Annotated in this window: 19 protein-coding genes, 1 tRNA gene and 1 pseudogene; 4 read left to right on the top strand and 17 right to left on the bottom strand. The window is 59.4% G+C overall.

Going from position 1 to position 23992, the window contains the following annotated elements; translation table 11 throughout:
- The first annotated feature begins 479 nt into the window (after positions 1-479).
- From FBY03_RS14550 to FBY03_RS14535, 4 genes are all read left to right on the top strand, one after another.
- The gene (locus FBY03_RS14550) at positions 480-2066 is read left to right on the top strand and encodes an ABC transporter ATP-binding protein (RefSeq protein WP_147173085.1); all 1587 of its coding nucleotides are present in this window, start codon (positions 480-482) and stop codon (positions 2064-2066) included.
- A gap of 19 nt (positions 2067-2085) precedes the next feature.
- Positions 2086-3165, top strand: coding sequence for an ABC transporter permease (locus FBY03_RS14545; protein ID WP_218570785.1), 1080 nt, complete (start codon positions 2086-2088; stop codon positions 3163-3165).
- 1 nt (position 3166) lies between these two features.
- Positions 3167-4099 carry an ABC transporter permease gene (locus FBY03_RS14540; RefSeq protein ID WP_147173084.1) on the top strand — a complete coding sequence of 311 codons (933 nt, stop codon included), beginning with the start codon at positions 3167-3169 and terminating at the stop codon, positions 4097-4099.
- Positions 4100-4190: 91 nt separating this feature from the next.
- A complete protein-coding gene (locus FBY03_RS14535) occupies positions 4191-5288 on the top strand; it encodes a BMP family ABC transporter substrate-binding protein (RefSeq protein ID WP_147173083.1) in 1098 nt (365 codons plus the stop codon).
- A 370-nt stretch (positions 5289-5658) separates the two neighbouring features.
- Here FBY03_RS14535 and FBY03_RS14530 read toward each other — a convergent pair whose 3' ends face one another.
- The 17 genes and pseudogenes from FBY03_RS14530 to rpsU form a co-directional block, all read right to left on the bottom strand.
- Entirely contained in the window at positions 5659-7227 is a 1569-nt protein-coding gene (locus FBY03_RS14530; protein WP_147173082.1) for an acyl CoA:acetate/3-ketoacid CoA transferase, read from the bottom strand.
- 174 nt (positions 7228-7401) lie between these two features.
- Positions 7402-8787, bottom strand: a complete 1386-nt coding sequence (locus FBY03_RS14525) for a GntP family permease (RefSeq protein WP_147173081.1) — start codon at positions 8785-8787, stop codon at positions 7402-7404.
- Between the two features lie 547 nt (positions 8788-9334).
- Positions 9335-10813 carry a sigma-54-dependent Fis family transcriptional regulator gene (locus FBY03_RS14520; RefSeq protein WP_147173080.1) on the bottom strand — a complete coding sequence of 493 codons (1479 nt, stop codon included), beginning with the start codon at positions 10811-10813 and terminating at the stop codon, positions 9335-9337.
- A 382-nt stretch (positions 10814-11195) separates the two neighbouring features.
- Positions 11196-11813 carry a Shedu anti-phage system protein SduA domain-containing protein gene (locus FBY03_RS14510; protein ID WP_147173078.1) on the bottom strand — a complete coding sequence of 206 codons (618 nt, stop codon included), beginning with the start codon at positions 11811-11813 and terminating at the stop codon, positions 11196-11198.
- Positions 11814-11899: 86 nt separating this feature from the next.
- Entirely contained in the window at positions 11900-14329 is a 2430-nt protein-coding gene (locus FBY03_RS14505) for an AAA family ATPase (protein WP_147173077.1), read from the bottom strand.
- Between the two features lie 47 nt (positions 14330-14376).
- Positions 14377-15147, bottom strand: a complete 771-nt coding sequence (locus tag FBY03_RS14500; protein ID WP_147173076.1) for a nuclease-related domain-containing protein — start codon at positions 15145-15147, stop codon at positions 14377-14379.
- A gap of 98 nt (positions 15148-15245) precedes the next feature.
- A complete protein-coding gene (locus FBY03_RS23305; RefSeq protein WP_256677936.1) occupies positions 15246-15710 on the bottom strand; it encodes a hypothetical protein in 465 nt (154 codons plus the stop codon).
- Positions 15695-15982 (bottom strand): hypothetical protein, encoded by a 288-nt coding sequence (locus tag FBY03_RS23300; protein WP_256677935.1) that lies wholly within the window; start codon positions 15980-15982, stop codon positions 15695-15697. The genes FBY03_RS23305 and FBY03_RS23300 overlap by 16 nt, the downstream gene beginning before the upstream one ends.
- Positions 15972-16532, bottom strand: a complete 561-nt coding sequence (locus tag FBY03_RS14490; RefSeq protein WP_306102483.1) for a helix-turn-helix domain-containing protein — start codon at positions 16530-16532, stop codon at positions 15972-15974. Before FBY03_RS14490 ends, FBY03_RS23300 begins: the two co-directional genes overlap by 11 nt.
- 229 nt (positions 16533-16761) lie before the next feature.
- The gene (locus FBY03_RS14485; RefSeq protein ID WP_147173075.1) at positions 16762-17022 is read right to left on the bottom strand and encodes a helix-turn-helix transcriptional regulator; all 261 of its coding nucleotides are present in this window, start codon (positions 17020-17022) and stop codon (positions 16762-16764) included.
- A 438-nt stretch (positions 17023-17460) separates the two neighbouring features.
- Positions 17461-17631 (bottom strand): annotated as a pseudogene (locus FBY03_RS14480) (DUF4172 domain-containing protein); the annotation flags it as partial.
- A 72-nt stretch (positions 17632-17703) separates the two neighbouring features.
- Positions 17704-18906 carry a type II toxin-antitoxin system HipA family toxin gene (locus FBY03_RS14475; protein WP_147173074.1) on the bottom strand — a complete coding sequence of 401 codons (1203 nt, stop codon included), beginning with the start codon at positions 18904-18906 and terminating at the stop codon, positions 17704-17706.
- Positions 18903-19154: a helix-turn-helix transcriptional regulator gene (locus FBY03_RS14470; protein ID WP_147173073.1), complete on the bottom strand. Its 252-nt coding sequence runs from the start codon at positions 19152-19154 to the stop codon at positions 18903-18905. Before FBY03_RS14470 ends, FBY03_RS14475 begins: the two co-directional genes overlap by 4 nt.
- 215 nt (positions 19155-19369) lie before the next feature.
- A tRNA-Ile gene (locus FBY03_RS14465) sits at positions 19370-19446 on the bottom strand.
- 242 nt (positions 19447-19688) lie between these two features.
- Entirely contained in the window at positions 19689-21533 is a 1845-nt protein-coding gene (gene rpoD, locus FBY03_RS14460; protein ID WP_147173072.1) for an RNA polymerase sigma factor RpoD, read from the bottom strand.
- 67 nt (positions 21534-21600) lie between these two features.
- Positions 21601-23559 (bottom strand): DNA primase, encoded by a 1959-nt coding sequence (gene dnaG, locus FBY03_RS14455; protein ID WP_147173071.1) that lies wholly within the window; start codon positions 23557-23559, stop codon positions 21601-21603.
- A gap of 143 nt (positions 23560-23702) precedes the next feature.
- Complete coding sequence (rpsU, locus tag FBY03_RS14450; protein ID WP_003296736.1) at positions 23703-23918, bottom strand: 30S ribosomal protein S21; 216 nt, start codon at positions 23916-23918, stop codon at positions 23703-23705.
- Positions 23919-23992: the final 74 nt, after the last annotated feature.

Raw genomic sequence — 23992 nt, 5'->3', positions numbered from 1 at the left:
GTTGCGCGGGAAATGGCCCCCGCTGTTGTTGCAGGACTTGGCAAGGGAATGACCATTACCTGCGTCCTGCGCCTAATCGGGGGCCATTTCTCGCGGCAACGCGGCTCGCAATGAAGCGGCAACAGACCCTAGTCAGACGCAGTCGCGAGCAAAGCGCTTAGCTGGCGTGTGATGGATAGTGGCCAACTGCCCGTGATCATGTAAACGAAAGCACCGGTTTAGAGCGGCTCGCCTGGCATGCCGCGAGTTTGCCCGGCGAGAGTGTTGTTTACATAAAACAGCATTTTTGTGCGCATTGAGTTGCACAATCTAATTTTGCGTAGTACACAAGAGTGCACATCCGTACCGGGCTGGCTGTTCTCGGGTGGCTAACCACAAGGGTGCAGTGGCCGCCAGGGTTGCTGCTCCTCTCCAATAATAAGGCGCCGATGCCGGCTCATTCGAGCTGCTAAAGTCATCGGAGAACAGGAGAAAACCCAATGAAGCCTGAGCACGCCGCCGCTGCGTCGGATGCACAGCCTCGCTTGATCTTGCAGGGCATCCGCAAGGTCTATCCCGCGGTAGTCGCCAACGATGGCATCGATCTGCGCGTCATGCCCGGCGAGATTCATGCCGTGCTGGGGGAGAATGGCGCGGGCAAGTCGACCCTGATGAAAATCATCTATGGCGTGACGCGGCAAACCTCCGGCGAGATGGTCTGGGAGGGCCAGCCGGTCACGGTGGAGAACCCCGCCCATGCGCGCAGTCTGGGCATCGGTATGGTGTTCCAGCACTTCTCGCTGTTCGAAACCCTGACCGTGCTGGAAAACGTCGCCCTGGCCCTGCCGGGCAACCCCGATCTGGCCGACCTGGCCCGCCGTATCGAGTCGGTGTCCACGCGTTACGGCTTGCCGGTCGATCCGCGTCGGCATGTGCATGCGCTGTCCGTCGGTGAGCGGCAGCGGGTCGAGATCGTCCGTTGCCTGCTGCAGAACCCACGGCTGCTGATCATGGACGAACCGACCTCGGTACTCACCCCACAGGCGGTACGCGTGCTGTTCGAGACCCTGCGCCGACTGGCCAGCGAAGGCTGCGCGATTCTCTATATCAGCCACAAACTCGACGAAATCCAGGAGCTGTGCCACAGCGCCACGGTGCTGCGGGGCGGCAAGGTCACGGGCGCCTGCATCCCCTCAGCAGAGACGCCGAAGAGCATGGCGCGGCTGATGATCGGCAAGGATCTGCCGGCCTGTGTCCATACCGCGGGGCAGGCCGACGGCGAGGTCCGGCTGAAGCTGGCGGGGTTGTCGCAGGCCTCGCCCGATCCCTTCGGCACCGACCTCAAGGACCTCCAGTTGGAGGTGCGCTCCGGCGAGATAGTCGGCATCGCCGGGGTCTCGGGCAACGGCCAGGCCGAGCTGTTGGCGGCCATCTCCGGGGAGATCCCGCTGAGCGAGGCAGGCCCGGTGCAGATCTGCGGTAACCAGGCGGGGCGCTTGTCGCCCGACCAGCGCCGGCAAATCGGCCTGTGCTTCGTCCCGGAGGAGCGCCTGGGCCGTGGTGCGGTGCCGAGCATGGCGCTCAGCGACAACGCGATTCTCACGGCCGCCGCCGCGAAGGACCTGGTCAAGCACGGGCTGATCGATTTTCGTGCGGCCAAGGCCTTCGCCAGCGAATGCATCGAACGCTTCAACGTCAAGTGCGGCGGGCCGGCCGCGCAGGCCAGATCGCTGTCCGGCGGCAATCTGCAGAAGTACATCATGGGCCGCGAGATCATGCAGGCGCCCAAACTGCTGGTGGCCGCGCAGCCGACCTGGGGTGTGGACGTGGGCGCATCGGCCTTTATCCGCCAGCAGATCATTGACCTGAGAAACGCCGGTTGCGCGGTGCTGGTGGTCTCCGAGGAGCTGGATGAGCTGTTCGAGATTTGCGACCGCATCGCGGTGATCGCCGACGGTCGATTGTCGCCAACGCGGCCCTTGGCCGAGACCTCGGTGGAGGACATCGGCGTGTGGATGAGCGGCATGTGGCCAGGCGCCGAGCGCGCGCCGGCAGCGCCCCGCGATCAATCAACCAGCCATCTATAACAAGGGAAAGCGCGCCATGTTGTCCTTCAAGCTTGAAGCCCGGCCCGAAGCCTCGCGCACCATGAGCTACCTGTCGCCGCTGATTGCGGTGGTCCTGACTGTGCTCGGCGGGCTGCTGTTGTTCTCCGTCTTGGGCAAAGACCCGCTGGAAGGCTTCCAGGTGTTCTTTCTCAACCCGGTGCGCAGCTGGTACGGGGTTTCCGAGTTGCTGCTCAAGGCCGTCCCGCTGATGCTCATTGCGGTGGGCCTGGCCATCGGTTTCCGGGCCAATGTGTGGAATATCGGCGCGGAGGGCCAGTTCATCCTTGGCGCCTGTGCGGCGACTGGGGTTGCGCTGGCCTTGGCGGAGCAGAGCGGTCCGCTGGTGTTGCTGGCGATGATCGTCGCCGGGGCGCTGGGTGGTGCCGCCTGGGCGGCGATCCCGGCGTTCCTGCGCACCCGCTTCAACGCTAACGAGATCCTGGTCTCGCTGATGCTGGTGTACGTCGCCCAGCTGCTGGTGTCCTGGCTGGTGTTCGGCCCCTGGATGGACCCAGACGGCTTCAACTTCCCGCAGAGCAAGATGTTCTCCGACTCGGCGCTGTTGCCGCTGCTGGTCGAAGGCACGCGGCTGAACCTGGCCTTCGTCATGGCGCTGGGGGTGCTGGTGGTCGGCTATGTGTTCATGCACCGGAGCTTTCTCGGCTTCAAGATGCGCGTGGCCGGCGAGGCGGCAGATGCGGCGCGCTATGCCGGCTTCTCGGCCAAGCGTATGGTCTGGATCGGCCTGCTGGTGGGTGGGGCCTGCGCGGGCCTGGCCGGCATGGCCGAGGTAGCGGGGCCCATGGGCCAACTGACCGACAAGGTTGCCAGCGGCTACGGTTTCGCCGCCATCATCGTGGCTTTCGTCGGGCGGCTGAATCCCCTCGGGATCTTCTTTGCCAGCCTGTTGATGGCGCTGCTGTTTCTCGGCGGCGAGCAGGCGCAGCTGTATATGAGTCTGCCCGCGTCGATCTCCAAGGTATTCCAGGGAATGTTGCTGTTCTTCCTGCTCGGTTCGGATCTATTTATCAACTACCGGCTGCGCATGCGCAGGACGCTGACCAAGGCGGGGGCGTGAGATGGAGCAGAGCCTGATTACCTCAATGCTGTTCGCCACCCTGGTGGCCGGCACCCCGCTGATCATCGTGGCCCTGGGTGAGTTGATCACCGAAAAGTCCGGGGTGCTCAACCTGGGCGCCGAAGGCACCATGGCCATGGGTGCGGTGGCCGGCTTCGCCGCCACCCATTACACCGGCAATCCTTATCTCGGGGTGTTGGCCGGGATGACTGCCGGTGCGCTGATGAGCCTGCTGTTTGGCCTGCTGACCCTGACGCTGATGGCCAATCAGGTGGCCTCCGGACTGGCGCTGACGATCTTCGGTGTCGGCCTCTCGGCCTTCATCGGCAAACCCTTCGAGTCGTTGACCCTGCAGGCGGTGCCGGCGATCCGCATCCCGCTGCTGGCCGATATCCCCTATATCGGCCCGGCGCTATTCAATCAGCAGTCCCTGGTGTATTTCTCCTGGGCCCTGCTCGGCGGGGTGATCTGGTTCCTCTACAAGAGTCGCGCCGGACTGATCCTACGCGCGGTTGGCGAGTCACCCTCGTCGGCGCATTCGATCGGCTATTCAGTGATCGGCATCCGCTACCTGGCCACCATCTTCGGCGGCGCCATGGCCGGTATCGGCGGCGCCTTCCTGTCGGTGTTCTACACGCCGCTGTGGGTCGAGGGCATGGTCTCGGGCCGTGGCTGGATCGCCCTGGCGCTGGTGGTGTTCGCCACCTGGCGGCCACTGCGGGTGATGGCCGGGGCCTACCTGTTCGGCGGGGTGATGATCAGTCAGTTGTTTATCCAGGGCTCGGGCCTGCAGATCGAGGTGCCGTCGCAGTTGCTCTCGGCGCTGCCGTACCTGGCGACGATCATCGTGCTGGTGCTGATTTCGCGTAATCAACAGACCATCCGGCTGAACTCGCCGATGTCGCTCGGCCAGCCTTACCGGCCGGATGCCTGATCCGTTGGCGGGCTCTGAAGGGGAAGGGTCTGCTGCATTTATTTCCCCCGACAACAAAAACAATCACAGCACTAGGCTAGGAGAGGAACTGATGGGTAATCGCAGACATTTCATCAAGGCAGCGGGTGGCATGGCGGTGGCGGCAGCGTTCGGCGTCGGTTTGCTCGGCTACGCGCAGGCGGCCGATCCGCTCAAGGTTGGCTTCGTCTATATCAGCCCGATCGGCGACGCCGGCTGGACCTACCAGCATGATCAAGGGCGCTTGCAAATGGAAAAAGCCCTGGGCGATAAGGTCGAAACCAAATACATCGAGAACGTACCGGAAGGCGCCGACGCCGAACGGGTGATCCGCGAGTTGGCCAGTAGCGGCTACAACCTGATCTACGCCACCAGCTTCGGCTACATGAACTACGTCGAGCGTGTCGCCAAGCAGTTCCCCAACGTGACCCTGATGCATGCCACCGGCTACAAGATGGGCAAGAACTTCGGCAACTACAACGCGCGCTTCTATGAGGGCCGCTACCTGAATGGCGTGGTCGCCGGCAAGATGACCAAGTCCAACGTACTGGGCTATGTCGCCGCCTTCCCCATCCCCGAGGTGGTGATGGGCATCAACGCCTTCGCCCGTGGTGCGCGCAGCGTCAACCCGAATGCCGAAGTGCGGGTGATCTGGGTCAATAGCTGGTATGACCCGGGCAAGGAGCGCGAAGCCGCGCTGACCCTGATCTCCCAGGGCGCCGACATGCTCACCCACCACACCGACTCGACCGCGGTGGTGCAAGCCGCAGAGGAGAAGGGCGTGAATGCCTTCTCCTACCACTCGGACATGAGCAAGTACGGCGCCAAGGCGCAGCTCTCCGGCACCACCCACCAGTGGGGCAAGTTCTATACCGATACCACCCAGAGCGTGCTGGACGGCACCTGGAAGCCGGCGTCCACCTGGGGTGGGATCAAGGACGAGATGATCGAGATCGTGCCGCTCAACCCCTCTGTACCGGCGGATGTCAAAGCGCAGGTGGAGAAGTTGGAAGCCGAGATGCGCGCCGGTACTTTCCATCCGTTCACCGGCCCGATAGTCGATCAGGACGGCAGGACTCGCGTGCCCGCTGGCGAGGTCATCAGCGACAGCGACCTGGGCAAGATGAAGTACTTCGTCGAAGGTGTCGCCTCCAAGCTGCGGCAAAACTGAGTCGTCGTAAAAAAGGGCCAGCCCATGGGCTGGCCCTGCGCGCGGTACCGTGCCCGTCGGGTCGCTCTCAGGGCGCCGGCTTATCCTGGATAAAAAATCCTTGATAAAAAGGCTCTGCCCCAGCTGTGTGGTGCAAGGTCTTGCGTAGGGTGGGTTAGCCGAAGGTGTAACCCGCCACCCGGCCGTTAGGCCGGCAAGGGTGAGGTCTTACGGTATCAATGGTGGGTTACGCCGCTACGCGGCTAACCCACCCTACGGAAAAGCCGAGACTCTACAGCCATCAGCGCGGCCAACACGTAACTAGGACATAGTCAAAAAAAGGCAGCCCGAAGGCTGCCCAGTCACGCAAAACTGCCCGCTGCATTCGCAGCTAGGCGTCGCCAGGCTGGCCCAGCCGCTCGCAGAGGCCGATAGCTGTCTCGGCGAACAGCCGCGCATCCATCAGCTTGGGCTGGCGGATGATCGGTTGGAAGTCCATGCGCGCGAGGATGTCGCGTTGCAGGTCGACGCCGGGGGCGATCTCGATCAACTCCAGGCCGTCCAGGGTCAGCTGGAATACGCAGCGCTCGGTGACGTACAGCACCGGCTGGCCGCGTTCGGCGGCTTGGCGGCCGGCAAAGGTGCGGTGCTCGACCTCAGCGACGAACTTGCGCACCTCGCCGTCCTGGAGGATGCGCAGCTGACCGTCCTCGATGCGGATATCCTGCGCGCCGGCGCTGAAGGTGCCGACGAACACCACGCGCTTGGCGTTCTGGCTGATGTTGATAAAACCGCCGGCGCCGGCCAGGCGCGAGCCGAACTTGGACACGTTGAGATTGCCTGCCGCGTCCGCCTGGGCCAAGCCGAGGACGGCCAGATCCAGCCCGCCGCCGTCGTAGAAGTCGAACTGGTAGGGCTGGTCGATCAGCGCGCTGTGGTTGCTTGCCGCGCCGAAATCCAGGCCAGAGGCCGGCACCCCGCCGATCACCCCGGGTTCGGCGGTCAGGGTCAGGCGCTCGATCATGCCTTCCTCGGCGGCCACCGCAGCGACGCCTTCGGGCATGCCGATACCCAGATTGACCACGGTGCCGGCGCTCAACTCCAGGGCGGCGCGGCGGGCGATCAACTTGCGCACATCCAGCGGCATGGGGCTCAGGCTGTCCATGGGCACGCGGGTCTCGGCGGCAAAGGCCGGGTTATAGCCGGTGGCGAAAGTCTGCTGATGATTGTCTGGCTGGGCGACCACCACGCAGTCGACCAGGATGCCCGGCACCTTCACCTCGCGCGGGTTCAGTGAGCCCCGCTCGACGATGCGCTCGACCTGGGCGATCACCAAACCGCCCGAGTTGTGCGCGGCCATGGCGATGGCCAGGCTCTCGATGGTCAGCGCCTCGCGTTCCATGCTCAGGTTGCCGTCGGGGTCGGCGCTGGTGGCGCGGATGATGCCGACATGGATCGGTAACGTCGGGTAGAACAGGTAGTCCACTCCATCGATCGGCATGCGCCGCACCAGCTCGGCGGTGGTCCGGGCGTTGAGCTTGCCGCCGCCGAACTCGGGGTCGACGAAGGTGCCCAGGCCGACCTTGGACAATTGCCCCGGCTTGCCCGCGGCGATGTCGCGAAACAGCTGGGAAATCACCCCCTGCGGCAGGTTGTAGGCCTCGATGCGGTTGTCCACCGCCAGCTTCTGCAGGCCCGGCACCAGTCCCCAGTGTCCGCCTATCACCCGCCGCAGCAAACCTTCGTGGGCCAGGTGATTGAGGCCACGGCCCTTGCCGTCGCCTTGGCCGGCGGCATACACCAGGGTCAGGTCACGCGGTGCCTGCTCGGCCAGGAAGCGCTGCTCCAGGGCGATGGCGATTTCCTCGGCGAAGCCGATGCCGACGAAACCGCCGGTGGCGACGTTGGCGTTATCGGCGATGCGCGCCACCGCGGTGGCGGCACTCATGATCTTGCTCATGGCGGGTACTCGAAAGCGGTTAAACAACAAGAAGTACAGGGCGCTTAAAAGCGTCGCGAGCGAAGGCTAGGCAAGGCGCGCTCAGGCGAGGACGCGCAATGTACGGCTGTACATGAGCATCCGAGCCTGAGCGCAACGCCGTATAGCCGAGCGCAGCAGCTTTTCAGTGGTCTGTTAGAAGCTGCCAAACAGGGTGCCCAACATAATCACCACAACCAGCGCGACCATGGGGAAGGCCACGGTATTGACGAAGATGAATTTGTACGACTCGCGGTGGGTCAGCTTGCAGATCGCCAGCAGCGAGATCACCGCGCCGTTATGCGGCAGGGTGTCCATGCAGCCCGAGGCCATGGCGGCGACGCGGTGCAGCAGTTCGGGGCTGATGCCGGCGGCGGTGGCCAGGCTCAGGTACTGCTCGCCGAGGGTCTTCAGCGCGATCGACATGCCGCCGGAGGCCGAGCCGGTGATGCCGGCGAGGATGTTCACCGCCACCGCCTCGGAAATCAGCGGGTTGCTGGAGACGCCGAGCACCAGGTCGCGGATGATCACGAAGCCGGCCAGCGAGGCGATCACCGTGCCGTAACCGACTTCCGCTGCGGTGTTGAGGATCGGCAGCATGGAGCCGAAGGCGCCGTCGTTGACGCTTTTCTGCAGGTTGGCCCAGCGCTTCCAGTGCAGCCCGACCAGCAGCAGGATGGCGGCGGCCAGGGCGACGATGATCGACCAGATCCCGATCAGCGACTTGGCGTCCTGCAGCCCGCCGAACTCCGGCTTGGCCAGGAAGCTGGCGTCGATGTTCGGCAACACTTGCTTGGCCATCAGGTAGTTCAGGGCAATCACCAGCAGAATCGGCAGCAGCGCCAGCCAGAAACCGGGAATGCCGCTGTTGTCCTGGGCGATAGGGTCGTCGCGGTGCTCGCCATAGCCTTCACCGGCGGCTTTCAGCTTGCGCGCCTGGCTGCTCAGCCACCAGGTGCCCAGGCCGAACATGATCAGCCCGGCGATCAGGCCCAGGCCCGGCGCGGCAAAGGCATCGGTGCCGAAGAAGGGGTTGGGGATGGCGTTCTGGATCGCCGGGGTGCCCGGCAGCGCGGTCATGGTGAAGGTGAACGAACCGAGGGCGATGGCGCCGGGGATCAGGCGCTTGGGGATGCCGGCCTCGCGAAACAGCGCGGCGCCGATCGGGTAGACCGCGAAGGCCACCACGAACAGCGAGACGCCGCCGTAGGTGAGGATGCCGCACGCCAAAACTATGGCCAGGATCGCCCGCTGGCTGCCGACCTTGGCGACTATGCCGTGGGCGATGGCGCGGGCCGATCCGGAGTCGTCCATCAGCTTGCCGAACAGTGCGCCGAGCAGGAACAAGGGGAAGAACTGGATGACGTAGCCGCCCATGGCCTTCATGAACACCTGGGTGTAGGTCGGCAGCAGCATGGCCACTTCGCCGGAGAACAGCAGGGCGAGCAGGGCCAGCAGGGGAGCGAGGATCAGCACGTTGATGCCGCGGTAGGCGAGGTACATCAACAGGGCCAGAGAAATCAGAATACCGAGGGTACCCATGCAGGTTATTCCTTTTGTTGTTGTTTTAGGCGCCGCTCTGTGGCGGGCCGGTAGTGGTTGCGTGAGGCGCCTTGGCAGGTTCGCGCAATCCATGCACAACCCTAGAGCGAAAGCCGTGCCAGGTAGGGAGCTAGCCCGCTCGCGTGGGCGGTAAGGCGCTCTAGTTCGGGGCCTGGATGCGCAGCAAGTGGGGTTTGTGCGGGGGCTGTGATGCTGGGTTGGGCGGCTTTGACTGTCTACTTGGCTAGACAGTGTCCATATTCCTGGACGCTATTGAGGGTGACTGTCCATTTGGTTGGACACCAGGCTGGTGTCACGACAACGTTTAAATGCCTGTTAATCGCGGTCTTAGCCATGTGCCGCGATCCCAAGGCTGGGTTAGGCGCATGCTCCCGATAGCGATGAGCCTGCAAGATCGGTTGCGCCCTAACCCTCCATCGGCGCGACGCAGGCCTATCGCCTGGTGGGTTACGCGGCGCGTCACGCTAGCGCTGCCTGAACCTTCGGCGCTTGGCGCCGCTAACCCACCCTACAATGATCCGACATTTCAGGATTGACACGACACCAGTGCGTGCTGGTTCAGCTTGTTGTACAGCGCCGCGCGGGAAATGCCCAGGCGCGCGGCAGCCTGCAAACGGTTGCCGCCGGTGGCACTGAGGGCCTGGAGAATGGCCGCTCGTTCGGCGCGGGCCAGGCTCTGCGCCAGGGGTTCGACCTCCTGTGTTGGGTTGGGCAGGGCAGCCGCGCTGGGCGATTCCAGCGCTGTGGCTAACGCCGGTTTGTCGAGTAGCACTGTTATTTGCGCGGTGTCGAGCAGGCCGTTGTCGGCGCTGAGCTGCGCCCGTTCCAGCAGGTTGCGCAGCTCGCGCACGTTGCCGGTCCAGGTTTGCCGGGCGAGCAGGGCCACCGCATCCGCGCTCAGCTCCATCGGCGCCAGGCCGGAGCGGTTGGCGATATCGTCGAGCAGGTACTCGATCAGCGCCGGAATATCCTCCTGGCGGGCACGCAGCGGCGGCACGGGCAGGGCCAGGACGTTGAGGCGGTAATACAGGTCATCGCGGAACAGGCCGGCGGCCACCTTGGCTTCCAGGTCGATATGGGTGGCGGCGATTACCCGCACGTTGAGCGGCTTGACCTGGTTGGAGCCGAGCGGCTCGACTTCCTGTTCCTGAAGCACGCGCAATAGTTTGGCTTGCAGGGGCAGCGGCAGGTCGCCGATCTCATCGAGAAACAGGGTGCCGCCGTTGGCCACCTCGAACTTGCCGATGCGCGCCTTGCGATCCGCGCCGGTAAAGGCGCCGGGGGCGGTGCCGAACAGCTCGGCTTCGACCAGGGTTTCCGGAATCGCCGCCACGTTGACCGCGACGAAAGGGCTGTTGGCCCGCGGCGACAGGTTATGGATGCCCTGGGCCAACAGTTCCTTGCCGGTGCCGGTTTCGCCACGCAGCAGCACCGTGGCATCCAGTTGCGCGGCGCGGCGGGCCTGGCGCTTGATCTCGCTGGCGGCCGCGCTGCTGCCGATGAAGCCGGCGATGGTGTAACGCGCGCGACGCGCCTTGGCCAGCTCGTTCTGAGTGGCCAATAGCTGGTTCTGCAGCGCGTTGTATTTGCCCATCAGAGGCTTCAGATGGCGGGCACGGTCGAACAACACGAAGCCCAGGGCGCCCACCAGGGTGCCGTCCTCGTCGCGCAGGGGAATGCGGGTGACCACGAAGTGCTCGCTGCCGAAGGCCATCAGGTCGAGCATGCTCGGCTGGCCGCTCTCCACCACCTCGCGCAGTTTGCTGGCTGGCAGCACGTCTTCGATTTCCTTGCCGAGCACGCTACTGGGATCGCTGATACCGACTTTCTCCGCGTACTTGTCGTTGATCCAGACAATCCGCGCCTGGCGATTCACCGCAATAGTGCCTTCGCACTGCGCGTTCAGGTGATCGAACAACAACGGCATGGCCACCGCGCGAAAGCGCTCGGGCGAGACGCCGATAATCAGGCCGTGTTGATCGAGATCGGCGCGGGAAATCGCCATGGCAGCAGGGTTCCGAAGAAAGAGTGCGGCCGATTATGGGCGGCGCCGTGCGAAAGCGGCAAGGCGGCCCAGTCACCCAAGCGGGTCAGCGACAGAAACCCCGCACGCGGCAAGCAAAAAGCCGCACAGTGCGCGGCTTTAAAGGTGGTGGGCCGACGCGGACTCGAACCGTGGACCAAGGGATTATGAGTTGCCTGGAAACGCTGCAAACCCAGTGAAATCGTGCGTAGCTTAGCGCAGGTACAGTGAGCTGGAAGTAGCGTCGTAGACGGGTTTAAGCGTAATTTGGCGAAAGCTGTAAAAGCTGGGCACTGTACCTCCAGTGTACTGTTTTTTGTACCGCGAAACGGTCAGTGTTTACGGTGTTGTTTTCTCAAAATTTCTAAATGCCTGATACTACTGTCTGTAAGTCAGAGTAATCTCTTCCATGATATATAACGCTGCGAATGCCAATATCAAATCTGTTGTCAGAAAGAAACCGTGAGTGCTCTTTATTCCAGCCGTCGAATGTTCTAATTGAAATAAACGGGTTTTCTTTAACTTTTCCAAGCCAGCGTTCTTTTCTTCGGATACTGTTGATTTCTTCTTCGCGGCCATAGATAAGGATGCCGCGAGGGACGTAGTGAAGTATGCAGTCTCCGTTTCGGCGTCTTAGCGGCTCAAGTTGTTGTGAAAGGGCGTCATCGTTAAGTGAGCACCAAACTAGCCAATCATTTACTTGTTGTAATGCCTGGCTGAATTCAGAGGTAAAGGAGTCGTCTTTATTGAATATTTTCTTTGATGGAGACTCTATTTCTATTAAGTAAATAAGTGTTTGCCCTGACTGTGGGTTGACGTACGTAAAGTCAGTGACGTGGTCTCTCCCTAAAGGGAATTTTCGTATTACAGCATTGTTCATGACGTATAAACTTCCACAGATTGCTTCAGGTCGAGCTTCGAAGAGCTTTTGAACGTCTGCTTCAGTACATTTCGTATCTAATAATTTATGGAGTTTACTCATAGTTGTTCCATTGATTTATTTCACTACACTGGAGTGGTACTACCCCATTTTTAGCATTCGCCGGAAGCTGGGGCAGCACTTTTCGATCAAAAGGGCGGCAAATCCTGATTCGTTGGTGTTTGAGGAGTGGCGATGCTTGGCAGAGCAAGTGGAGGCTCTTGGTCAGGCGCAGTCTTTTGGGGCGCATGGATGGGCAATTCCGTGTCCTCAGAAAGCTCAAAAGGCTTTGGCTCTGCATGAGTTTCCTCGACAGGCTCTGTGCCTAGCTCTGGCCCCGTCTCGGCTTCAACGACGTCAGGATCAAGGTCGATGTACTGCTCACCCATCATCATCTGGTAGTGGGGCATGTGCTTTGTTTGTTTGAAAATCTTAAAGAACACCTTCAAGTAGTTGCTGACCATAGGCTCGTCAATAACCACGTACAGGTCATCATGGGCAAAATGAGAACCGTCATTGACCCATGAAATAAGTGACTTGCAATGAACAGCTTCTTCCCCGTCAAAGTGCTCCCACAAATCCTGCAAATCAATGCCACCCAGGATTTTGAAATAATTTTCCAGGATACGCCGCAAGGTATTCTGAATTGTCAGGCTCTGTGGGTCTGGCTTGCGCAGCTCTGCCCACAGAAGCTCATAAGAGGTTTTGATTGGGTTGGTGTCGTAACGCTCCACCTTTGAGTGCAGGTCAGGCTTTCGTACGATCCAAAAGGATTCTTCCGACAGCGCGCTGCCCTTAGCATTTCGTTTATGGTGAAACGTGATTTCTTTATGAAAGTACACGTTGTGGGTGAGGATAAAGATCTGTTTGAGATACCCGTTGCCCTCCCGGATCTCAGCGAATAGCTTCTTGATCAGACTGGCCACGATGAACAGGATGTCGCTATCCAGACTGGAGACTGGATCATCTATCACCACTACTCGGTCGGCCGTCATACCCGTGGTGGTAGGGCTTCCCTTCAGCAGGTGATAGAAGTACAGAAAGGTGACGAAGGTTTTCTCGCCTTCGCTTAAGGTCGTTTTGGCGTCAGTGCCATCAGCCCTAATAAGCCTGTACGAATCACCGGTAGTCGTTACTGCGAGTGAAAACCCCTTGAAGCCAAAACTTCTTAGCAGGCGGTTGATGGCAGTGACTGTAGGCTGAATGCTGGTGGTCTTGCTTTCCAACTCCTTGAGCTCTTTGTCTTTCAGAAGTATTGCTGCTTTAGCCTTGTCGATCTGAGCAGTGAGACCTGCAATTGCTTTAACTAATGCTGTCTTAGCCTTGTCATAATCGGCGATGGTGTCTTTCAGTTCTGTTTCGAGGATGTACTTCCAAACTTGACCTGTCAGTTTTGATTGTTCGGATTTGAAATTTTCTACAAGTTTATTTTGTTCTGAAATTTTCGTGTTTGCATCGTTTATGATTTTGACTATTTCTGCGGAGGCTTGACTTATTGGTTCAAGATTTATTTCGGAGCTGGGTTCAGATTTTTTGCTTTCGATGCGCTGAAGGTTGATTGTGATGAGGGAGCTCAGTAGTCCTAGATTTGCATCTAGTTTTTCTTTGTCTATGAACTCTGATTCTGCTTCGGCTAGATAGGCTATCTGCTGGAGTAGTAAGTCAGCGCCTGTTTTGTAGGAGTTGCGTAGTGTTTCAATTGATTTTGTATCAGTTTCGAATGATTCGTCAAAGTACTCACTTAAACTTTTCTCGAAATTTGTGGAGGTTGTTTGTTGGCAAAATGGGCAGTTATTGTCGCTCTCTTTGAAATACGCTAGGCCTTGTCTGACCCAGTCGCTATTATTAAGTTTGACGATCATTGCGGCGATATCAACATCGCTCTTACCCAAAACCTTTTTCTGAAGTATCGGGTCTGTCTCTAACTGGATTAGTGATGTGGCGTTCAGTGATTGAATAGTGACAAGCTGATCGGGAACATTCCCGTAAAGCAATTTCGCTTTTTCAGTAAGAGTCGCAATTTCAATCAGCTCGGATGTGTTGGAGACTTTTTCCGATAAAATCTTGGTTTTGAAATGCTCAGAGTTACTTCTGAGGCCACTAAACGCTCCTGCAAATGCATCATCGTATTTTCGCTTTTGGGCCCAGCATTTATCCTTAAAGGCGGCCTCTAAGGTGGCAAGTTCTAACAGTTTTCCGCTCTTTCCATCAGGGTTCTCCAAGTTCTCCTGATGCTTGTCTCTACCATCGCCGAGCGCACCTATCTCTTTCTTAAGCGCGCTGATCTCGTCTAGCTGGGTCTGTTGCGCTTCGCCCAGGGTGAATACACCCTTCAGATTAGGAACTGATGTGTAGTTTTTCTCTATAAAGTCGTTGTTATAGACCAAGGTTTCGAGGTGTAGGCCTTTGAGCCAATTTACCTGAGATGTGGTTGAAAGTGATGGATTACCGATTAACCGACTGATACTGGTTTTTCCGGCCCCATTGGCCCCGTAAAAGAAGTTTATTTGTTTGAGCTTGTCCACCGTAACAGGGCTAGCGTAGCTAGCAATATTCGCCAGGGTTATTGACTCGATCATTTCTCGCTTCCTTTTTGAAATGGCCTACTTCGGACTGTGATTGGCTCTCAACAGCTCTGCATGGTTCGGCATTTGGGAAAGGTTGAGCAGCCCCAGAATTGCTCGCCTACATTAATTCCAGTTTTACGGGTGCGAATAACCATGGCGCTGCCGCATTTCGGACATTGCCGCTCGGCGGTTGGATCACTTCGGCGTTTGAGGTTTTGCACATGCTCGCGGTGAGTGGCCAGGGTGGGGGCGCGGCGGCCGGTTTGCAGGGCGTGCAGCATGGCGTCGACTTCAGCCTCGGTGAATAGCGGCTGCTGGAATGACTGGATATAGCGGATAAAGCCGACGCCCTGGGTCACGTTGGCCGGCACCTCGGTTTTGAAGGTGCTGCCGCCGACAAAGGTGATGACCGAGTGCAGGTGCTCGGGGCTGACGCCGAGGGCGGCTTCCAGCGCCTTGAGGTGCTTGTAGTTCTGGCGCAGCGGGTTCTGGAACTTGAAGGTGCGTTTGTAGAGCTTCTGCGTCCACTGCGGCTGCTTCTCGCTGCCGAAGATCCAGCCGCTCATGTTCTTGGTTTCCAGCACGAAGATGCCATAGGGCGAGAGGAATACGTGGTCGATCTGGGTGGTGCCGTCTGGCGTGTTCAGGGTGACATTGTGCAGGCGGCGGTAGGTCCGTTTATCCAGCTGCCAATGAGCGAACAGGCGCACCAGGAGTTCACCGATCTGGCCCTTGGCCCAAGGTGACTTGAGCAGGCCGATCAGCAGCATCAGCGGGATAAACCATCCCAGCGTGCCCCAGACTTGGGCGATGACGGGGGTGAAGTCCATTTCCTGACCTTCGGTAATCCTGAGTTACCCGGATAGTACCGAAAGTAAGCGTAAATGGACGAAAGTATTCTTCGGCGCTCTAGCCTGGGCCTCTGGCCCTAGGGCATGGAGCTAAGCCGTTGAGAAACGTGGTGGATAGGGTCGTTTCCGTTACTGGGCTGCTGAAAGCACGGTGATGGCTTCCAGGCGCTGAAATATGAGTTCTTCCCGCGCCTGTTGCTGGCGAGCAGCGCGCTGATAGCGTGGGCTATGTAGTGCTGTAAGGCGGGTTCGGTCTGGGCTAGTTCGGCATGCAGGCTATCGCGGCCGTCTACCACCGCTAGGATGTCTTCAATGTCACGGCTGCCCAGCGGGTCGTTGCGACCCCGGCCGCGATAGGCTTCCAGCTTGGTAGCGAGGAAGTAGCTGGGGGTTACAACGCGGATCAGCGTGCCTGAGGGCAGCGCATAGTCGGCGGCCGTTTGCAGGGCATCGCGGTACCAGCGGTTGGTGAAGTTGAGGATGGCTTCGTCGTCGGGCATGAAGTCGACCAGCAGATCACGACCGATCAGCGCATTGGGCAAGCGCAGGCGGCAGATAACGTCATCCTCTGGGATTCACGAAAGCCGCGCTGCCGTAGTTCAGTCAGCAAGCGTTGCCAGTTGCCGTAACCGAGCACATGGACGATCACGTCGACATCCTCGGTAAAGCGCACGGCTTCACGGGCGAAGGCGTCGGTGATCAGCGACGCGGTGGTACAGCCGCCGACAAAGGCCGCCTCGCGCAGTAAGTCCGGGCCCAGTGCATCGGCGACGGTTTGCAGCATCAGCTCCTGCATGTGCCATTCAGCTGCCATTAGGCTCGCCTCGCAGCTGTTGCGTCAGCAGGGTTTTGGCCAGGCTGGCCTCGCGCTCGTTGCCCAGGCGAATGGCGTCCACCAGAGCGAGCATGGCGTACAGCATCTCATCCTGGCGCGCCGCTTTGGGCGCGCTCTTGAACAGGGGCTCAATGCTTTGGCCCATGTCGCTGCCCAGTGCATCCTCCCACACATAGATATGGTCACCACCGGACAACAACTTGCCGGCCAGCACGGGCGCAGCATGTGCGGTGGCCAGGCCACGCACGATAGAGCCGGGCCGAACCGGGAACACGTACTTCAAACCGTGACCGAGAAATTCGTTTAGGGCGCGAGTGTTGACCTGCGGCAGTGCGCTGTTGCGCCCCAGCTTGGCGAGCCCTGCGGCAATGCAGCGGTTAAGTGCATTGCTGACTTCGGATTTGCTGATGCCGGTGGATTGCTCCAGCGCACGCATGGAGAAGTGCTCGGCAGCTTGCTCGGGCTTGGGGTGCTGGTTTTCCAGGCTAACCAGCTTGAGCATTAACAGTATGTCTTGACCTTTCATCATTGCAGTCGCTCCTCGTCCACTGTCCATGGACTGAGGACAGTCTGCTTGCCGGGCAGCTCAGCTGTCAATGCAACGCAATTCAGAGTTTTTCCCGATCTCGCAAGCTAGGGCCATGTACGGAAAACAGGCGAGTAACGCAGCGCCGCTAAGTATTTCAGGGCGTATTCACCTCGTTTCCGATAGAGCTTGGCTACTAGCCTTGAGTTGACGTGGACGTCGAGAATCATGGTCAGCCTTTCCCTGAACGTTGCTCGTTAAGAATGTCCTCAACCGTGCGTTCATGGCCGGCCTTAACCAGCTTCAAGTTATACCCCGCCGCTTCTAGCAGGCGAACAAGCGCCAAGACACTCATGTCGCCTCTAGCCAGTGTTTCCATGCGTGCCACTGTAGAGCGTGATACGCCGGCACTGCTGGCCAATGCTTCTTGGCTCAGCTTCGATTCACTTCGCGCCTGTTTCAGCATTTCGGAGACATCGTATAGGGAGGACATTTGTAGCTCTCGTGCGCCAAAAATGGGTGATATGCCGAAAACTGTAGCCCTCGGGCTACAGTTGCACAAGAGGCAGTCCACATTGGTTTGTAGCTTGAGAGCTACATAATTGGATGGTTGGCCATATTATGTAGCTCTCAGGCCACAAGTTTTGCTAGGGAAGGTCGACCCAAGATGGGCGGTATCTTGTTGTTCGATGGGGCGCTGGTTATTGCGTGGGAAGGGCAATAGGGGCAAAGCATTGTTCCTGGTATTCCCTGCGTCTGCGGAGCGCTTGCGTAATGCCTGTAACCAATGTCATGGGGATGACTTGATGTCGCTTGCTTAGGCTGTCTTGCTGCCTTGCACACCGGCGGAGTAATTAACTTGATAGCGGGTGCTGCGACCACCGCCGGGCAGGCGGGTGATGCGGCCTTTTCAACGAGGTCGCCTAGGTTTCTGCAGCAGGGCATCCAGGCTGCTCTGTACTTCGCTATCACCACCGACAGCACCGAGCATGCCGAGCAAGCGCCCCTGAGCCTGGGTGCAGGCGCGTAGGGGAAGCGGTTCGGCCTGCCAGCTGAAGTGCGGCCAGTTGGGCTGCTGCCAGATCCAGAAGGGTTCGTTCATGGGGCTTGCTCATCTGTGAGCCGATTAGCGGTTTTATTCGGCTCATCGAGGGGTTAACAGCCACCAGCAAGGTTATCCGAACGTGTGCAGGTAGGGTGCTGCGCTACTGCGGATCGCCTGGACAACCTGCACTGCTTGCTCGCAGTGCTCCCGGTGGCGAGCGAGCACCCGTTCCACGGCTTCCAGCAGCCTGCGGATGCGTTCCTTGGGTTGTTCGATGTCGCAGTTGTGGGCGAACTCCAGAAGGCCTAGGCGGGCGGCAAATAGCGACTTGTTGCCCGCAAGGTCCAGGGCCAGCGAGTCTTCGGGAAGGTAGGCTGTGGTGTTAACGATGTCGTAGGCGGGGGCGAGCTGCCCATCGCGCTTGGTTGGTTCTGAATAGAGCAGGCCAAAGTTCTTCAGGTGGGCGTCGCCATTGCCGACGATGCAGCTCAGGGCGACGCTGTCGAACAGTTGCTGCAGTGAGCTGCGTACGTGCTCGGGAGGGCAGTACAGCCGAATCGCTTTGGCGATCGCAGCGTAGCTCTTGCTGTATTTCTGCTGGGCCGAAAGCCCCATCAAGGCGGCCATGTCTTCGAAGCCCAGGGCGTTGAGCTGGTCGTCCCGGTCAAAGCGGCGCATGACGAACAGCTTCATGTTGTCCGACAGGTAAAATTCTGGCACGGGTAGGCCGGCCTCCTTGGCCATGCTCATGCAGAGGAATTCGTTGATTGCGAGTCCTGGGAACTCTTCACGGCCGCTCTTGATGATCAAGTCCGCTGTTCTGGACGTGACCTTGCGTGCTTGCGCCTCGGTTTGCTCCGGGACCAGTACCTTGGGCTGCACGCCAGAGATACCCGCTCGTAGGATGTAGCGGTCAACCAGGTCGGCAAAAATATCCTCGGTACCGTCCCAGTGCAGGATTTCCTCGAGCTTCTCGCCGCTCGGTGCCTGTCGGCCCTGAAGCAGCTTGTCTACCGCTGCAGACTGTACGAAAACTCGACCAATCGGTGCGCTGCTTCCCGATAGTGCCAGCAGCAGAAAGGGATCGACGTTGACGGTCTTCGCCAGCCGGTTGCGCAGTTGCTCGAGGACGTAGCCTTCGGGCAGGTTCATCTGAAAGATCGGATGCAGCTCGCGCCGCCTGAACTCATCGGGGCGAACGGGCATTAGTAGGCTAATGGCTGCTTGAGGAGAGGCTTCGTTGTGATAACGAAAAATGAAGTCTTCGGCACCGCTCAGCACGCTGCCGCTTGACCCTTGTGGGGTGCTGACCTGCAGGGCAGTAGTCTTCATTCGAACAGTCCTTCGATCTCATCGAGCGTCGGCATGGCGGCAGGGACAACAGCCAGTTCACAGTCCAGCGCGACCAGCGCCCGCGCATAGGCATTCATGGCAACTGACAGGCTGCCCTGTTCGATTGCGATTACCTTCTGCCGGGGCAGGCCCGCAAGCTCGGCAAGCGCAGCCTGGGTGAGGCCACGATTGAGGCGTTTCTCACGTATCTGTCGGCTCAGTCGTTGCGAGAGGGTCGATATGTCCATGTCTCGTATACATTACTTTAAAATATAAAAGTAACGTATACGGTACATTTTATGGGTGGTCAAATGAGGCGCTATCAAACTACGGGCGAACCGTCCGTTTGAAACGAAAGATTCTCGAATGACACGGTGCGGAATTTCTACCTTTGGACGAGATGGTTGGTCTAGCTGTTTTTCTTGCAGGCATGAAAAAGCCGCGCAATGCGCGGCTTTAAAGGTGGTGGGCCCACACGGACTCGAACCGTGGACCAAAGGATTATGAGTCCTCTGCTCTAACCAACTGAGCTATGGGCCCTCAGAAGCGGGCGGATTATACCGGCCCTGCCACGCTAGCGCCAACGGAACGGCGTGCATGAAGGTATTGTCGATTAAAGAGGCTGTCGCAAATACGCCTTTGGCTGTGAGGCCAAGGGTGTGCATGTGCTCTGTAGTGGAGGGCGCCGTGCGCGCGGGCTTTGCTTGTGGCTTTTTCTGCTGGGGCGAGCTGTGTCGAGGCGGCAGAAAGCAAAACCCCCGGTTTCGGCCGGGGGTTTTGTTTTACTCGTCGAGGAAGGAGCGTAGATGCTCGCTCCGCGTCGGGTGGCGTAGCTTGCGCAACGCCTTGGCTTCGATCTGGCGAATTCGCTCGCGGGTCACGTCGAACTGCTTACCGACTTCCTCAAGGGTGTGGTCGGTATTCATGTCGATGCCGAAGCGCATGCGCAGTACCTTGGCTTCACGTGCGGTGAGGCCGGCGAGTACTTCGCGGGTGGCTTCTTTGAGGCTTTCCACGGTCGCCAAATCAATCGGCGATTGCATGGTGGAGTCCTCGATGAAGTCGCCCAGATGCGAGTCTTCGTCGTCGCCGATCGGGGTTTCCATGGAGATCGGCTCTTTGGCGATCTTCAATACCTTGCGGATCTTGTCCTCGGGCATTTCCATGCGTTCGCCCAGCTCTTCCGGGGTCGGTTCGCGACCCATTTCCTGCAGCATCTGCCGGGAAATGCGGTTGAGCTTGTTGATCGTTTCGATCATGTGCACCGGAATTCGAATGGTGCGCGCCTGGTCGGCAATCGACCGGGTGATCGCCTGGCGAATCCACCAGGTGGCGTAGGTCGAGAACTTGTAGCCGCGACGGTATTCGAACTTGTCCACCGCCTTCATCAGGCCGATGTTGCCTTCCTGGATCAGGTCGAGGAATTGCAGGCCGCGGTTGGTGTACTTCTTGGCAATCGAGATAACCAGGCGCAAGTTGGCCTCGACCATCTCTTTCTTCGCCCGGCGGGCCTTGGCTTCGCCAATCGACATGCGTCGATTGATATCCTTGATCTCGGCCAGGGTCAGGTCGCACTCGGCTTGCAGTGCGGTGAGCTTCTGCTGGCCGCGCTGGATGTCTGCCAGTCGTTCGCCAAGCGCTTCGGCGTATTTGGCCTTACCCTTTGCCAGTTGCTCGGCCCAGGTGGTGTCGACTTCGTTGCCTGGGAACAGGCGCAGGAAGTCAGCACGCGGCATGCGTGCATCCCGCACGCAGATTTGCATGATGGCGCGTTCTTGGGCGCGCAAACGCACCAAAGCGTCGCGTACTCGTACCACCAGCGCGTCAAATTGCTTAGGCACCAGCTTGATTGGCATGAACAGTACGGCCAGGGCTTTCAGCTCGGCAATGCCTTGCTTGCTGCCGCGGCCATGCTTCTTCAGGGCTTTCTTGGCTAGTTCCAGCTGCTCGCCAATTGCGGTGAAGCGGCGCAGGGCTTCTTCCGGATCCGGACCGCCATCTCCTTCTTCTTCCTCTTCGTCGTCGCTGTCGTCTTTGTCGTCGTCGTCTTTGTCGTCGTCAGCGCTGTCGTCTTTGACAGGAGCTGGCGGGGCAGGAGTCGGTACGACGCCGTCATCCGGATCGATATAGCCGTTCAGTACTTCTACCAGACGGCCACCTTCGGTGGTGACGCGAGTGTACTCGTCGAGGATGCTGTCTACGGTGCCAGGGAAGTGGGCGATAGCCCCCATGACTTCGCGGATGCCTTCCTCGATGCGCTTGGCGATTTCGATCTCGCCTTCGCGAGTCAGCAGTTCCACGGTACCCATTTCACGCATGTACATGCGCACGGGGTCCGTGGTTCGACCGATATCGGTTTCGACCGCTGCCAACGCTGCAGCGGCTTCTTCAGCGGCGGCTTCGTCGGTATCGGCGTCGGCCAACATAAGGGCGTCCGCATCCGGAGCACTCTCGTGTACGGGGATCCCCATGTCGTTGATCATGCGGATGATGTCTTCCACCTGCTCCGGATCAGAAATATCTTCCGGTAGGTGGTCGTTGACCTCTGCGTAAGTCAGATACTTCTGCTCACGACCCAGGAGGATCAACTCTTTGATACGAGACTGCTGTTGCACTTTTACGGACATAACACCCTATCCACTGAAGGTCTTGGCGGGCAAAAAACAAGCCGAGGATTATACCCGAGTAGGACCCTTACGCGCCAGTTGGGCTCGGGATTACTGGTGAGGTATTACGACTCAACAGGTTGCGCAGCTGATTTTTTTCCTCTGCGCTTAACTCACTTTGACGGGCTTTGCGCAGCAAATGTTCCAATGTGCGCTCACGTTGGCGGGCTATAAGAGTAGTTATAGTGTCGAAAAACTGTTGTTCAAGGTTGTCGGCCGAAATTAGCCACTCCTTTTCCGCCAATGCCTGCAGTAGACGCCCTTGTTCGGTTCCGTGCCAGCGTGCGATTAGTTGCAGCGAGCGCAATGTGGGGCTTTTCTGCAGGGCGCCGAGCAGGGCGACGAGTAGTTGTGCGTAGGTGTCGTCTTCGGCGGCGAAGTGGCTGACGTCTTCTACTTTTTGCGCGAGTTCAGGGTGGTGCAACAGGGTGCGTAGGGCGCTCAGGTGCGGCGATTCGACGCTGACGGCAGTGCGTGGTGCGCGGGGAGAGAAGTCGCTGCGGTCCTGTTTGATCCACTTGTTGCCATCTTTCTTCCAGTTGCCTTTGCCTTTGCCCTTGTTGCTGCGCTCGAAGCCTTGCGCTGGGCTGGGCTTGTCGTAGTCGTCATAGCTGGGCGCAGCGTCGTAATAGGCGCTGTCGGGAATCTCTGAGTGGTCGTTGGGCGCTACGCTGGGTTTGCTGGCGGGCGCGGCCTGGCTCAGGGCTTCGCCGCTGAGCCCGGTGATCTCAGTGAGGCGCTGGCGCATCAGGGCGCGCAAGTTGGCGCCAGGGATCTTGTCGATCAGTGGGGCGGCCAGTGTGACGAGGTGCGCTTTGCCTTCCAGGGAACGTGGGTCGGCTTCTTCGCTGAGTTGCTGAAAGAAGTAGTCGGCCAGTGGCTGTGCTTGTTGGTTGATGCGTGCGCGAAAGGCGTCGGTGCCCTCGCTGCGAACCAGGGTATCCGGGTCTTCGCCGTCCGGGAGGAACAGGAAGCGTGCGCGGCGACCGTCTTGCAGGCTCGAGAGTGTGGCTTCCAGGGCGCGCCAGGCGGCGTTGCGTCCAGCCTGATCGCCGTCGAAGCAGAACAGCACGCTGGGGACGATGCGAAACAGGCGCTTGAGGTGTTCTTCGCTGGTGGCGGTGCCGAGCGTGGCGACGGCATTGCGCAGGCCTTGTTGGGCCAGGGCGATGACGTCCATGTAGCCCTCGACCACCATGATCTCGTCGAGGTTGCGGTTGTTCTTGCGTGCCTCGAACAGGCCGTAGAGCTCTTGGCCTTTATGGAATACCGGGGTTTCCGGCGAGTTCAGGTACTTGGGTTTGTCGTCGCCGAGTACCCGGCCGCCAAAGGCGATTACGCGGCCACGGCTGTCGCGGATCGGGAAGATCACGCGGTCGCGGAAGCGGTCGTAGCGCTTGCCGCTTTCGGCGTTTTCGACCAGTAGGCCGGCGTCAATCATGCTCTTTTGTTGCAGGCTGTCGCTGGTCAGGTGCTTGAGCAGGTTGTCCCAGCCTGGCGGGGCGAAGCCGAGGCCGAAGTCGCGGGCAATTTCGCCAGACAGGCCGCGGCCTTTCAGGTAGTCCACTGCGGCTTTGCGTTGTGGATGGCTCTTCAGGGCTTGTCGGTAATAGTCGGCGGCTGCCGTAAGCAGTGGGTAGAGCGGCGAGTCGGTTGGTTGTCGTGGTTTGTTGCTGCGTCCGCCTTCTTCGCGCGGTATGTCCATGCCGGCGCGTTTGGCTAGATCCTCGATGGCCTGGGGGAAGTCCAGTTGATCGTGATCCATGATAAAACCCAGGGCGTTGCCGCCCGCGCCGCAGCCGAAGCAGTAATAGAACTGTTTGTCCGGGCTGACGCTGAACGAGGGGGTTTTCTCTTTATGGAAGGGGCAGCAGGCGGTGTAGTTCTTGCCGGCTTTTTTCAGCTGGATGCGCGAGGCCACCACGTCGACGATGTCGGTGCGGTTGAGCAGGTCATCGATAAAAGATTGTGGGATCAGGCCGGCCATAGGCGCTCAGAGTACTGTCGTGGAAGGCGGCTGGACAGTTGCGGGCAGAAACTAAAAGACTCCGATCGCCACCCGAGGGTGGCGCGGAGTCTAAAAGCGAAGCCCGACCGAAGTCGGGCTTTCAGGCGTTTCGGCTGTACTTATTAGTACAGGCGAACGCTGCGACGCTGCTCGCGCTGCACTTTCTTGGCGTGACGCTTAACAGCGGCTGCTGCTTTGCGCTTACGCTCGGAAGTCGGTTTTTCGTAGAATTCACGGCTGCGAACTTCAGCCAAAACACCGGCTTTTTCGCAGGAGCGCTTGAAACGACGCAGAGCTACGTCGAAGGGTTCGTTCTCTTTAACTTTGACGGCTGGCATCCAGGGCGTACCTTCTTTATTACCGGGGTTAACGTGCTCCTGGCAAATGGCGCTGGAGAACGTAGGTTTTTAAG

Source organism: Pseudomonas sp. SJZ079 (genome assembly GCF_007993865.1).
In the GTDB taxonomy this organism is placed as follows: Bacteria; Pseudomonadota; Gammaproteobacteria; order Pseudomonadales; family Pseudomonadaceae; genus Aquipseudomonas.
The sequence above is the reverse complement of the archived record's forward strand: the minus strand, read 5'-3'. Positions and strand labels throughout refer to the sequence as shown.